Source organism: Ralstonia condita (genome assembly GCF_958405655.1).
GTDB classification, from domain to species: Bacteria; Pseudomonadota; Gammaproteobacteria; order Burkholderiales; family Burkholderiaceae; genus Ralstonia; species Ralstonia condita.
Genome location: NZ_CATYWO010000010.1, coordinates 48,896 through 61,240 on the forward strand (window position 1 = coordinate 48,896; position 12,345 = coordinate 61,240).

Sequence of the window (12,345 nt, forward strand, 5' to 3'; positions counted from 1 at the left end):
TCAATAACCTCGTTGCAGATCGACGATGCCGGCAATCGGCTCGCCCGCTTCCAGCGCGCGGATCTTGCGCGCGATCTGGGCAATGCTGACCTCGCGCAGCGTCAACGCCGAAATGTGCGGCGTGATGTGGATGCGCGGTTCGGTCCAGAAAGGGTGGTCGGCCGGCAGCGGCTCGGTGCGGAACACGTCGAGCGCGGCGCCTGCAACATGCCCGCTGCGCACAGCGGCCAGCAGGTCGTCTTCCACCAGATGCTTGCCGCGTGCCACGTTGACGACGAACGCGCCCGACGCGAGTTGAGCCAGCAGTTTCGCGTCGATCACGTTTTCGGTGTCGGCCGTCAGCGGCAGCACGTTCACCAGCACCCGCGTGCCGGCGAGAAAACCCGGCAGTGCCTCGCTGCCCGCGCGGCAATCGACGCCATCGACGTGCTTGGCAGAGCGGCTCCAGCCGCGCACCGGAAAGCCGAAGCCTGCCAGCGTCTTGGCGATGTGCGTGCCGAGCACGCCCATGCCGAGCACGCCGACGACGAATTCGTCGCGGTTGAACGGCTTGAGGAAGCGCCACATCTTCGCTTGCTGCTGGCGCTCGTATTCATCGAGCCGGCGGAAGAAGCGCAGCACGGCATGCGTGACGTATTCGCCCATCTGCGCGGCCATGCCGGCGTCGTCCAGCCGGACGATCTGCAGGCCTGCGGGAATCGCATTGGGCGATTGCGCGCGCAGGCCCAGGATCGCATCGACGCCCGCACCGAGGTTGAACACTGCGCGCAGGTCGCGGCGATCGCGCAGCATGTCGGCGGGCGGTTGCCACACCACGGCGTAGTCAGCATCCTGCGCCGCACCTTGCTCCCACACCGACAGCCGCGCCTCGGGCAGTGCCTGCGCAAAACCATCGAGCCAGGGTTGGGGCTTGCCGTCGGGCGTGTAGATCTGGATGTGCATGTGGGGCGACTTCAGTGCGGGTAGTTGACGTATACGTCAAGCAGTGTAGCAGGGGCCGCCAAGGCGTGTGGCGGCCCCGCTTGGGTCTCATCCAGGCGTCATTCGGCCGTCATTCAGCCGGCTTGAACGCCAGCAACTGCACACCCTCCGTCACCTGATCGCCCACGCCATACAGCACCGATTCGACGACGCCGTCGGCGGGTGCGGTGAGCGTGTGCTCCATCTTCATGGCTTCCATGACGACGAGCGGCGCGCCCTTGGTGACGGTCTGCCCCGGCGCGGCCAGCACGGCGATGACCTTGCCAGGCATCGGCGCGGTCAGCTTGCCGCCTTCGTCGTCGGCTTCGCCGGCATGGGCGAGCGGGTCGTGACGCTCGAGCGTCCAATGCGCGCCGCCGGTGAAGACGTGGAACGTGTCGCCGTCGAGATGCACCTGACCGGTCGCCTTGTGCGAGCTCAGCGTGACGGTGAAGGTGTCGGCGTGGCGCTGCGAAGTGAAGGGCGCTTCATGGCCGTCTGCTTTCAGCCGTGAGCCGTCGCGGCCGTAGACGAGCGTGGCGTCGACGGCCTGGTCACCGTGCGAGAAGCGCAGCGTGCGCTCAGCCGCGCCGTTCAGGCGCCAGCCGCTGCCGCGCGCCCACGGCGAATGCGGATCGCGCGTGTCGGTGCGCAGGCTGCGCGCCTCGCGGGCGAGCAGCGCAGCCACAGCCAGGGCGATGGCGTCTTGCGGCACGTCCGGCGCTGCCGGGAACAGCGTGTCGTGATTGCGGGCGATCAGGCCGGTATCCAGATCGGCGGTCGCAAACGGCTTCGATGCGACAAGGCGGCGCAGGAAGGCCACGTTGGACGACAGCCCCACCAGGTGGAAGCTGCCCAGCGCCTGCAGCATGCGCGCGAGCGCTTCGTCACGGTCACGGCCCCAGACGATCAGCTTGGCGATCATCGGGTCGTAGTAAGGGCTGATGGCGTCGCCCTCGCGCACACCCGCGTCGATGCGCACGGCGGCGGGTTCGCCATTGGCTTGCGCGCCCACGGTAAATTCCACCGCAGCCGGCGTACGCAGCACCTTCAACGTGCCGATGGAGGGCAGGAAATCGCGGTCGGGGTTTTCTGCGTAGATGCGTGCTTCGAGCGCGTGACCGTGAATGTGCAGTTCGTCCTGCGCGCGCGGCAGCGGCTCGCCAGAGGCGACGCGCAATTGCCATTCGACGAGGTCTTCGCCGGTGATCATTTCGGTGACCGGGTGCTCGACCTGCAGGCGCGTGTTCATCTCCATGAAGTAGAACGTGCCGTCTTCATCGACGATGAATTCGACCGTGCCGGCGCCCACGTAGCCCACGGCGCGCGCGGCGGCCACGGCGGCCTCGCCCATCGCGCGGCGGCGGTCCAGCGTCATGCCGGGGGCGGGGGCTTCTTCCAGCACCTTCTGGTGGCGGCGCTGCACGGAGCAGTCGCGCTCGAACAGGTAGACGGCGCCGCCGAAGCTGTCGGCAAACACCTGGATTTCGATATGGCGCGGGCGCGTGAGGTACTTCTCGATCAGCACGCGGTCATCTCCGAAGCTCGAAGATGCCTCACGCTTGACGGAAGCCAGCGAGGCTTCGAACGCATCGCCCGATTCCACCACGCGCATGCCCTTGCCGCCGCCGCCCGCACTCGCCTTGATGAGCACGGGATAGCCGATGCGATCAGCCTGCGTGCGCAGGAATGCGGCGTCCTGGTTGTCACCGTGGTAGCCGGGCACGAGCGGCACGCCCGCCGTTTCCATCAGCGCCTTGGCCGCGCTCTTGCTGCCCATCGCCTCGATGGCTGAGGCCGGCGGGCCGACGAAGATGATGCCGGCGTCTGCGCAGGCCTTGGCGAAGGCTTCGTTCTCCGAGAGGAAGCCGTAGCCGGGGTGGACGGCTTGCGCGCCCGTGGCGCGCGCGGCTTCGAGGATGCGATCGGCGCGCAGGTAGCTGTCGCGGGCGGCGGGCTCACCGATGTGGATGGCTTCGTCGCAGGCCGCGACGTGGCGGGCGTTGGCGTCGGCATCGGAGTAGACCGCGACCGTACGGATGCCGAGCTTGCGGCAGGTGGCGGCGACCCGGCAGGCGATTTCGCCTCGGTTGGCAATGAGGAGCTTGGTGATCATTTTTGGTGTGTCTCCGGTGTTCTCTGCATCTTTTGCACTTGTGGTGCATCCCTTGTTTCATCCCCTGCCGGGGCGGGCGGTTTTGGTCCATCCCTGTTTCGTACCCTGCCGGGCACGACTCACTTTTCTTTGTCTTGCCAAAGAAAAGTAAGCAAAAGAAAGGCGCGCCCGAGATGGCGACCCATCCCTTGAATTTTCGTAACCGGGCGGAGACGGGAAAAACTCGCTGCGCTCAAACAGTTTCCCGTCTTGTTTCCGCCCGCTTACGAAAATTCAAGGCGCCATCTAGGGCAGGAACGTCAACGGCCAAACCGTTGGTGTGCATGCTCTGTCAGGCTCTTGCTTGTTGCTTGTTGCTTGTTGCTTGTTGCTTGTTGCTTGTTGCTTGTTGCTGTGTTGCTGTGTTGCCGTTTGCTTAGCCCCGCGTCTTGCCGCGTACCTACCACTGCGTTTGCACTGCGATGGTGTGGCCGTTGATGCCCTAGATGGCGCCTTGAATTTCTGTTGCAGAGAGGAAAAAGAGGGGAGGCCTGTCTGAGCGAAGCGAGTTTGCCTCCCCTCCCTCTCTGCGACATAAATTCAAGGAATCCTTCGCCATCTCGGGCGCGCCTTTCTTTGCTTACTTTCTTTGGCAAGACAAAGAAAGTGAGTCGGCCCCGGCAGGGGACGAAAGGGAGGCAGACCACCAACACAAAAACAAAAACAAAAACCACCTCCCATCAAAAGCATCAGTCCGCCGGCGTAATGTCGATATGACAATGCGAAGACTGCCCCCCCGCATGCGATTCATGGTGCATGTGATCCTGCACCTCCACCCGCATCCCCAACCGCGCCAGCAGCTTGCGGTCAGCATCCGCCTCCGGGTTATCCGTCGTCAGCAGTTTCTCGCCATAGAAGATCGAGTTGGCTCCCGCCATGAAGCACAGCGCCTGCAGCGCGTCGTCCATCGCCTCACGGCCAGCGGAGAGCCGCACCATCGCCTTGGGCATCGTGATGCGCGCCACGGCAATCGTGCGCACGAAATCAAACGGGTCCAGTTCTTCGTTGCCCGCCAGCGGCGTACCCTCGACCTTCACGAGATTGTTGATGGGCACCGAGTCCGGATACGGCTCCATGTTCGCCAGCTCGGCGATCAGGCCTGCACGCTCGTGCACCGATTCCCCCAGGCCGACGATGCCGCCGCAGCACACGTTGATGCCGGCATCACGCACATGCTCGAGCGTGTCGAGGCGGTCCTGGTACGTGCGCGTGGTGATGATCTCGCCGTAGAACTCGGGCGCGGTGTCGAGGTTGTGGTTGTAGTAATCCAGACCCGCTTCCTTCAACTGCGCGGCCTGTTCCTGCTTGAGCATGCCGAGCGTCACGCAGGTCTCCAGCCCCATCGCCTTCACGCCGCGCACCATGTCGGCCACGGCATCGAGCTGATGCGGCTTCGGGTTGCGCCACGCGGCGCCCATGCAGAAGCGGCTTGCGCCGTTTTGCTTGGCGCGCGATGCGGCTTCCAGCACTTCGTCGATCGGCATCAGTTTTTCAGCCTCGACACCGGTGTCGTAGCGCGCCGATTGCGGGCAATACGAGCAATCTTCGGGGCAGCCGCCGGTCTTGATGGACAGCAGCGTCGACAACTGCACGGCATTGGCGTCAAAGTTGGCGCGGTGCACCTGCTGCGCCTGGAACAGCAGGTCGTTGAACGGCAGCGCGAACAGCGCTTCGATGGCTTCGCGGCTCCAGCGCGCGTCGGGCGCCTGGCCCGGCGTGACGGGCGCCTTGGCGGCGTTCGGAACGAAGTTGAGCGGAGTGGATTGCATGAGGACTTCCTTCAAGTGATGCGTGGTGTCGTTGTTATGCGGATCAGGCCGGCAGCAGCCAGTTCGGCTTGCGCTTGCCCAGGAAACTCTGCACGCCTTCGCGGCCTTCTTCCGAGGCGCGAATGGCGGCGATGCGTTCAGCGGTGTCGGCCAGCAGTGCGTCATTGACCGCAGCGCCAGACACCTCGCGCACGAGGCGCTTGCTCTCGCGCACGGCGTTCGGGCTGTTGGCGACGAGTGCGGCGGTGATGTCGCCCACCTTGGCGTCGAGGGCGTCTGCGCTCACCAGCTCATGGACGAGGCCGAGGCGATGCGCCTCTGCGGCGGAGAAACGCTCGGCAGTGATGAAGTAGCGGCGCGATGCCTGTTCGCCCAGTGCGCGGATCACGTATGGGCTGATGGTGGCCGGGATCAGCCCGAGCTTCGCTTCCGACAGGCAGAAGTTGGCCGTGTCGACGGCGACGACGATGTCGCACGCGGCGACCAGGCCAACGCCGCCGGCATAGGTGTCGCCCTGCACGCGCGCGATCACGGGCTTGGGGCAGGTATAGATGGCGCGCAGCATTTCGGCCAGGCGCAGGGCGTCGGCGCGGTTCTCGTCATCGGAGTAGCCGGCCATCTTCTTCATCCAGTTCAGGTCGGCGCCTGCGCAGAAGGCGGGGCCGTTGCCGGCCAGGACGATCGCGCGCACGTCGGGCTCATCGGCCAGCGCGCGGAACGCACCGGTCAGCTCCGCGATGACGGTTTCGTTGAAGGCGTTGCGCACGTCGGGCCGATTGAGCGTGAGCGTGGCGACGGCGCCGTGCTGGGCGAAGGCGAGTGTCTCGAAGGTGTTCATCGGGTGTCCTTGTGGGGGGCGGCGGGTGTGCCGGTGGCGTTGACCGGCGCGGCGGCGGCGTGCACCGGGCTGGCCGGCAGGCCGAGCTCGCGCAGGAAGGCATCGACCTGCGGCAACCAGATCCCCAAACCGGCGCGGCTTGCGAACATGCCGTGCGAATCGCTCTGGAAGTTGCCGTAGTCCACCAGCCGTGCCTTGCCGCCAGCGCTGGTATAGGCAAAGAACAGGCGCTCAGGCAGCGGCTTGGGCCAGTAGCTGTCGTTGTCGCCGTAGAACCAGAGCGACGGATAGTGCGCGTGGCGTCCGTATGTCTCGAAGGCGCGCACGAGGTTATCTTCCCAGGCGGCACAGGTGTCATTGCGCAGGCCGCCCGCGAAGTTCACCAGGCCGCGCACGCCCGGGTAGACGATGGTGCCAAACGCCAGCGTGGTCAAACCGCCGTGCGATTGACCCATGATGACGATGCGGTCGCGGTCCACATACGGCTGCCTCGTCATGTAGTCGAGTGCGGCAACAACATCTTCCGTCTGCACGAGGCCGTTGCTCTCGACATTGCAGCCGCCGCCGACGTACGCGCCGCCCGAGCGGGAAAAGCCTTGCCGCATCGGGATGGCCACCACGTAACCGCGTTCGACGAGCGCAGCGGCTTGCGCGCTGTAGCGTGCCCGGCTTTGGAAGGCCGGATTGCCATGCGCCTTGCCGTGGTTGATCACGATGAGCGGGAATGGCCCGTCGCCGGCCGGTTTGTAGACCGTGGTCTCCAGCTTGATGGTGAAGATGCCCGCAGACTTGGGCACCTCCACGACGCTTTCCGTCACGCCGTTCGGCTGGGCATCCTGCGCATGCGCGGCAGTCGTGAGCAGCGCGGCGCAGCCAAGGGCTGCACACGCTCGCTTCCACGCATGCCGGTACGTCCTGTTCACTGCTTGTCCTTGTTCAATGGCGGCCCGCTTACATGCGGAACACGCCGAAGTTCATGTCGCCGATCGGTGCGTTCAGGCTGGCCGACAGCCCGAGGCCCAGCACGCTGCGCGTGTCGGCGGGGTCGATCACGCCATCGTCCCACAGGCGTGCGCTGGCGTAGTAGGGGTGGCCCTGGCGCTCATATTGGTCGCGGATCGGCGCCTTGAACGCGGCTTCTTCATCCGCGCTCCACTGGCCGCCCTTGGCTTCGATGCCGTCGCGGCGCACGGTGGCGAGCACGCTGGCGGCCTGTTCGCCGCCCATCACCGAGATGCGCGCGTTCGGCCACATCCACAGGAAGCGCGGCGAATACGCACGTCCGCACATGCCGTAGTTGCCCGCGCCAAACGAGCCGCCGATGATGACCGTGAACTTCGGCACCTGCGCCGTCGCCACCGCCGTCACCATCTTCGCGCCGTTCTTGGCGATGCCTTCGTTCTCGTACTTGCGGCCGACCATGAAGCCGGTGATGTTCTGCAGGAACACCAGCGGGATCTTGCGCTGGCAGCACAGCTCGATGAAGTGCGCGCCCTTGAGCGCCGCCTCCGAAAACAGGATGCCGTTGTTGGCGATGATGCCGACCGGGTAACCCCAGATGCGCGCAAAGCCGCAGACCAGCGTCGTGCCGTAGCGCACCTTGAATTCGTCAAAGGCGGAATCGTCTACGATGCGTGCGATGACTTCACGCACGTCGAACGGCTTGCGCGTATCGGTCGGGATCACGCCGTAGAGTTCTTCGGCCGCGTAGCGCGGTTCGACCGGCGCATGAATCTGCACTTGATCCGGCTTGCGGCGGTTCAGGTGCGCGACGATGCTGCGGGCTTGTGCCAGCGCGTGCGAGTCGTTGTTGGCGAAGTAATCCGCCACGCCGGACAGCCGCGTGTGCACATCGGCGCCGCCGAGGTCTTCCGCGCTCACCACTTCACCGGTGGCCGCCTTCACCAGCGGCGGGCCCGCCAGGAAGATCGTGCCCTGTTCCTTGACGATGATCGATTCGTCGCTCATGGCGGGCACATACGCACCGCCGGCCGTGCACGAGCCCATCACCACTGCGATCTGCGGAATGCCCTTCGACGACAGGTTGGCCTGGTTGTAAAAGATGCGGCCGAAGTGATCGCGATCGGGAAACACGTCGTCCTGGTTCGGCAGGTTGGCGCCGCCCGAATCGACGAGGTACACGCAGGGCAGGTGGTTCTGCTCGGCAATTTCCTGCGCGCGCAGATGCTTCTTCACGGTCATCGGGTAATACGTGCCGCCCTTGACCGTGGCGTCGTTGCAGACGATCACGCATTCCTGCCCAGAGATGCGGCCGATGCCGGTGATGATGCCGGCGCCCGGTGCCGCGTCGTCGTACATGCCGTACGCCGCCAGTTGCGAGAACTCCAGGAACGGCGTGCCGGGGTCGAGCAGTTGCTGCACGCGGTCGCGCGGCAGCAGCTTGCCGCGTGCGAGGTGCTTGGCGCGAGCGCTTTCGCCACCGCCCTCGGCGATGCGGGCGACCTTGTCGCGCAGGTCGGCGACGAGCGCGCGCATGGCATCGGCGTTGGCCTTGAAGTCTTCGGCACGGGGGTTCAGCTTGGTCTCTAGCGTCGGCATGGCGGAAGTGCGATGGGGTCAGTCAGGGAAGGTGCCGTCGACGTACAGCCAACGGCCTTCGGGGGATTCGGCACCGCTCGCGTCCAGGCGGACGAAGCGGCTGATTTCGTGCAGGCGATGCGCGCGGCCGCCCACCTTGTAGCGCGCGACGAACTCCACCGTCGCGTGCGTGGCGTCTTGCGCGACGTGGCGCTTGATGTCCAGGCCGAGCCAGCGCGTAGCGGGCGCGGCCGCCTCGCTTGTCTCCAGATCGGCAGGGCAGGTGGACGGATGCCACGTACGGCGAAGGTACGCGGTGTCGCCCAATACGTAGGCGCTGTAACGAGAACGCATCAGTTGCTCGGCGGTGGCTGGCACCGCTTCGCCCGTATGCAGCGGACCGCAGCAGCGCGCGTAGGCACCACCGCCGCAGGGGCAGGCCTCAGTCTGGCCGATGGCCTGGCGTGGGCTCACGCCAGCAGCTCCGGCAAGTGGCGCATGTCAGTAAAGGTGCGCGTCGCGCCGGCGGCAATGAGCGGGCCGGGCGCGTTGCGGCCCGCGTAGGCCAGCACGGTCATGCCCGCGGCGTGTCCGGCCGTGACGCCCGTGGGGCTGTCTTCGATCACCACACAGCGGGCGGGCGCAACGCCCAGCCGGCTTGCAGCGAGCAGGTACACGTCGGGTGCGGGCTTGCTGCGCGCGACTTCGGTGGCCGAGAAGATGCGGGCATCCGTCGGCTGGAAGCGGTGGATGAGGCCCGTGCGGTTCAACTGCAACTCCACCTTCATGCGATCGGCGCCGGAGGCCACGGCCATCGGCAGGCCCAGCGTCGACAGCGCATCGATGGCATGCGCAATGTACGGCACCGCTTCGACTTCGGCTTCCAGCAGTGCGTTGCGGCGTGCGTGAAAGGTGGAAAGCCAGTTTGGTGGCAGCGGCGCGCCGCGCATCTCGGCAATGGCGTCAAGCTCTTCGCGGATGGCCTTGCCGAGAAAACGCTTGATCGAATCTTCCAGGCTGATGCCGATGCCGAGTTCGTTCAGCATCTGCCAGATCAGGCGGTTGACGAGGGGTTCGCTGTCGACGAGCACGCCGTCGCAATCGAACAGGATGGCGTCGAAACGGGGGTGCGGGCGCGCCGATTGAGGGACTGCAGTCATGCTTTCTTCGTTGGTTTTTCGTAAGCGGCAACCGGCGCGCCGGCTGCCTTCCAGGCGGTGAAGCCGCCCTCGATATGCGCCACGCGGTCCAGCCCCATGTCCTGCACGGTCTTGGTGGCCAGCGCGCTGCGCCAGCCTGCCGCGCAGAAGAAGACGAACGTCTTGTCGGCTGCAAAGGCGGGCTTGTGATACGGCGATTCCGGGTCGACCCAGAATTCCAGCATGCCGCGCGGCGCATGCAGGGCGCTGGGGATCACGCCTTCGCGCTCGAGCTCACGGATGTCGCGCACATCGACGAACTGCACGTCCGGATCGTCGAGGAGCGCGCGTGCCTCGTCCACCGAAAGCGTGCGCACTTCGGACATGGCCTGGTCAACCAATGCGCGGAATCCCTTTTTCATGGTCACGGCGGTACGCTCCTCAGACACGACCGTCGCGCAGCAGCGCTTCGATCTGGTCGAATCGATCAAAACCCCAGAACGCCTCGCCGTCGACAATCACGTAGGGCGAGCCGAACACGCCACGCGACATGGCCAGGTCGATCTCGGCCTTGAGCTGGTCCTTGATCTGCTGGCTGTTGGCGCCTGCGTTGAGCGCGGCACCGTCGATGCCCATCGCGTCGGCAATCTTCATCACCTCGGTCGGTTCGCCGATATTGACGTCGTCAACGAACAGCCCGCGATAGACAGCACGCGCAAAGTCGATGGCGCGGTCGCCGCCGTGATGATCGTGCACCCACAGCATGGCGCGGGCCGCGTATTGCGTGGGCAGCGGGAAGTGCGTCGGCTTGCGGTATTCAATGCCGTTGAAGCGTGCCGTGCGCTCGAAATCGCGCCATGCGTAATCGCCCTTGAGCGGCACCTGCGGCAGCGGGGAACCGCCGGTGGTCTTGAACACAACCCCCAGCAGGATCGGATGCCACGCCGTCGCCCGGTTGTACCGCTGGGCGAGTTCTTCCACGCGCGTGCTGGCGAAGTAGCCGTACGGCGATGAGAAGTCGAAGTAGAAATCGATGGCCCCGTTCATGATGTGCTCCCCTTGTTGTGCTGCCGCTTCCCCAAACATGCCTACGCCAGCGCGCGGGCAATCAAGATCTTCTGGATATCGCTCGTGCCTTCGTAGATCTGACACACGCGCACGTCACGGTAGATGCGCTCCACCGGAAAGTCGCTGACGTAGCCGTAGCCGCCGAAGACCTGGATGGCATCGGAGCAGACGCGCTCGGCCATCTCACTGGCATTGAGCTTGGCCATGGCCGCCTCTTTCAGGCACGGCAGACCGGCGTCTTTCAGGCTGGCGGCATGCCAGACCATCTGTCGTGCTACGTCCACGCGTGTGGCCATGTCGGCCAGGCGAAACTGCACGGCTTGGTGCGCAAACAGCGGCTGGCCGAAACTCTCGCGCTCCTTGGCGTACGCCAGCGCGGCTTCAAAGGCCGCACGCGCCATGCCAACGCTCTGCGCGGCAATGCCGATGCGCCCGCCTTCCAGCCCGGACAGCGCCATCTTGTAGCCCGCGCCTTCTTCACCCAGCAGGCAATCGGCGGGGATGCGGCAATCTTCAAACACGATCTGCGCCGTGTCGGACGAGTGCTGGCCGAGCTTGTCCTCGAGCCGCGCGACGATGTAGCCCGGCGTGTTGGTCGGCACCAGGAATGCGCTGATGCCGCGCTTGCCTGCGGCCTTGTCGGTCACGGCCATGACGATCGCCACGTCGGCATGCTTGCCGCTGGTGATGAACTGCTTCACGCCGTTCAGGACCCAGTGGTCGCCATCGCGCACGGCCGTGGTGCGCAGCGCCGATGCGTCGGAGCCGACGTGCGGCTCGGTCAGGCAGAACGCGCCCAGCATCTCGCCGCGCGCCAGCGGCACGAGCCACTGCTGCTTCTGCGCGTCGTTCGCAAACGCCATCAGCATGCTGCACACGGGGCAGTTGTTCACGCTGATGACGGTGGAGGTGCCGCCGTCGCCCGCGGCAATCTCTTCCAGGATCAACGCCAGCGACAGGTAGTCGAGCCCCGCACCGCCCAGTTCTTCCGGCACGGCCACGCCATAGGCGCCCAGTTCGCCCAGTTGGCGGTGCACGTCTTGCGGGAACGTTGCATCGCGGTCCCATGCGGCGGCGTGCGGGGTGATCGCCTCACGCACGAAGGTGCGGATGGCGTCGCGAATCATCTCTTGCTCTTGGGTCAGCAGCATCGTTCCGGCCTCACCATTCAATGACGCTGCCGTCGTAGTTGCGGAACCCGCCGTTGTCGGCACGCGTGGCGCCGGCAATCACGCGGCGGATACCGGCCACGCTTTCCTGCGCCGTGATGGCCGCGCCCGCGCCGCCCATGTCGGTCTGTACCCAGCCGGGGTGGAAGGTCAGGCACGTGGCGTTCTTGGTATCGATCGACACCCCGCGCAGCACCGCGTTCACCGCCGCCTTGCTGGCGCGATACAGCCAGCCGCCGTTGCCTGTCATGTCGCCAATGCTGCCCATGCGGCTGGAGATGACGGCGAGCACGCCGCCAGGTTCGTCTGCGTCATTGCGTCCGGCTTCCACCATCGGCAGCACCGCAGGCAGCACGCTCATCGGGCCCCACACGTTGGTGTGCATCACGGCATCGAAGTCGGCCTGGCTGACGGGCGTGGCACCCTGCGTGCGCGGGCCGTAGATGCCCGCCACGTAGATCGCCACGTCCAGTGCTTCGCCGTCGAGCTTCCACGCGAGGCCGGCGACGGCGTTGGCGTCGGTCAGGTCCAGCACGTGGGTCTCGGCGCCCAGTGCCTGCAGCGCCTGGGCGGCGTCTTGCGTGCGCACGGTGGCGATTACACGCCACCCATCCGCGCGGTACTGCTTGACGGTCTCCAGACCGATGCCGCGCGACGCGCCCAGGATGAGCGCGGTGCGGGTCCGACGGGACGTTGTGTTCGTCATCGT

Annotated in this window: 12 protein-coding genes; all 12 read right to left on the reverse strand. The window is 65.9% G+C overall.

From position 1 onward, the window contains the following. The 12 genes from R2N03_RS20115 to R2N03_RS20170 all read right to left on the reverse strand — a co-directional run bounded on the left by R2N03_RS20115 (nucleotide 1) and on the right by R2N03_RS20170 (nucleotide 12,342). A complete protein-coding gene (locus R2N03_RS20115) occupies nucleotides 1-942 on the reverse strand; it encodes a 2-hydroxyacid dehydrogenase (protein ID WP_316659640.1) in 942 nt (313 codons plus the stop codon). Between the two features lie 109 nt (nucleotides 943-1,051). After that, nucleotides 1,052-3,076 carry an acetyl/propionyl/methylcrotonyl-CoA carboxylase subunit alpha gene (locus R2N03_RS20120; protein WP_316659641.1) on the reverse strand — a complete coding sequence of 675 codons (2,025 nt, stop codon included), beginning with the start codon at nucleotides 3,074-3,076 and terminating at the stop codon, nucleotides 1,052-1,054. Between the two features lie 728 nt (nucleotides 3,077-3,804). Beyond that, nucleotides 3,805-4,884, reverse strand: a complete 1,080-nt coding sequence (gene bioB / locus R2N03_RS20125; protein ID WP_316659642.1) for a biotin synthase BioB — start codon at nucleotides 4,882-4,884, stop codon at nucleotides 3,805-3,807. Nucleotides 4,885-4,927: 43 nt separating this feature from the next. After that, the gene (locus R2N03_RS20130; protein WP_316659643.1) at nucleotides 4,928-5,722 is read right to left on the reverse strand and encodes an enoyl-CoA hydratase/isomerase family protein; all 795 of its coding nucleotides are present in this window, start codon (nucleotides 5,720-5,722) and stop codon (nucleotides 4,928-4,930) included. After that, nucleotides 5,719-6,645, reverse strand: a complete 927-nt coding sequence (locus R2N03_RS20135) for a dienelactone hydrolase family protein (protein WP_316659644.1) — start codon at nucleotides 6,643-6,645, stop codon at nucleotides 5,719-5,721. Before R2N03_RS20135 ends, R2N03_RS20130 begins: the two co-directional genes overlap by 4 nt. Nucleotides 6,646-6,673: 28 nt before the next feature. Beyond that, entirely contained in the window at nucleotides 6,674-8,281 is a 1,608-nt protein-coding gene (locus R2N03_RS20140; protein ID WP_316659645.1) for a carboxyl transferase domain-containing protein, read from the reverse strand. Between the two features lie 18 nt (nucleotides 8,282-8,299). Beyond that, nucleotides 8,300-8,734: a YchJ family protein gene (locus tag R2N03_RS20145; protein WP_316659646.1), complete on the reverse strand. Its 435-nt coding sequence runs from the start codon at nucleotides 8,732-8,734 to the stop codon at nucleotides 8,300-8,302. Continuing rightward, the gene (locus R2N03_RS20150; RefSeq protein WP_316659647.1) at nucleotides 8,731-9,420 is read right to left on the reverse strand and encodes an HAD family hydrolase; all 690 of its coding nucleotides are present in this window, start codon (nucleotides 9,418-9,420) and stop codon (nucleotides 8,731-8,733) included. The genes R2N03_RS20145 and R2N03_RS20150 overlap by 4 nt, the downstream gene beginning before the upstream one ends. Next, nucleotides 9,417-9,827 (reverse strand): rhodanese-like domain-containing protein, encoded by a 411-nt coding sequence (locus R2N03_RS20155; RefSeq protein ID WP_316659648.1) that lies wholly within the window; start codon nucleotides 9,825-9,827, stop codon nucleotides 9,417-9,419. Before R2N03_RS20155 ends, R2N03_RS20150 begins: the two co-directional genes overlap by 4 nt. 13 nt (nucleotides 9,828-9,840) lie before the next feature. Continuing rightward, nucleotides 9,841-10,446, reverse strand: a complete 606-nt coding sequence (locus R2N03_RS20160; protein WP_316659649.1) for a 2-hydroxychromene-2-carboxylate isomerase — start codon at nucleotides 10,444-10,446, stop codon at nucleotides 9,841-9,843. A gap of 41 nt (nucleotides 10,447-10,487) precedes the next feature. Continuing rightward, entirely contained in the window at nucleotides 10,488-11,618 is a 1,131-nt protein-coding gene (locus R2N03_RS20165; protein WP_316659650.1) for an acyl-CoA dehydrogenase family protein, read from the reverse strand. Nucleotides 11,619-11,628: 10 nt separating this feature from the next. Further along, entirely contained in the window at nucleotides 11,629-12,342 is a 714-nt protein-coding gene (locus R2N03_RS20170) for an SDR family oxidoreductase (protein WP_316659651.1), read from the reverse strand. Nucleotides 12,343-12,345 lie beyond the last annotated feature (3 nt).

Coding starts and splice junctions, on each gene's coding strand:
- R2N03_RS20160 (WP_316659649.1), bottom strand. CDS start 10,446: ATGAACGGGGCCATCGATTTCTACTTCGACTTCTCATCGCCGTACGGC.
- R2N03_RS20130 (WP_316659643.1), bottom strand. CDS start 5,722: ATGAACACCTTCGAGACACTCGCCTTCGCCCAGCACGGCGCCGTCGCC.
- bioB (WP_316659642.1), bottom strand. CDS start 4,884: ATGCAATCCACTCCGCTCAACTTCGTTCCGAACGCCGCCAAGGCGCCC.
- R2N03_RS20165 (WP_316659650.1), bottom strand. CDS start 11,618: ATGCTGCTGACCCAAGAGCAAGAGATGATTCGCGACGCCATCCGCACC.
- R2N03_RS20115 (WP_316659640.1), bottom strand. CDS start 942: ATGCACATCCAGATCTACACGCCCGACGGCAAGCCCCAACCCTGGCTC.
- R2N03_RS20120 (WP_316659641.1), bottom strand. CDS start 3,076: ATGATCACCAAGCTCCTCATTGCCAACCGAGGCGAAATCGCCTGCCGG.
- R2N03_RS20150 (WP_316659647.1), bottom strand. CDS start 9,420: ATGACTGCAGTCCCTCAATCGGCGCGCCCGCACCCCCGTTTCGACGCC.
- R2N03_RS20170 (WP_316659651.1), bottom strand. CDS start 12,342: ATGACGAACACAACGTCCCGTCGGACCCGCACCGCGCTCATCCTGGGC.
- R2N03_RS20140 (WP_316659645.1), bottom strand. CDS start 8,281: ATGCCGACGCTAGAGACCAAGCTGAACCCCCGTGCCGAAGACTTCAAG.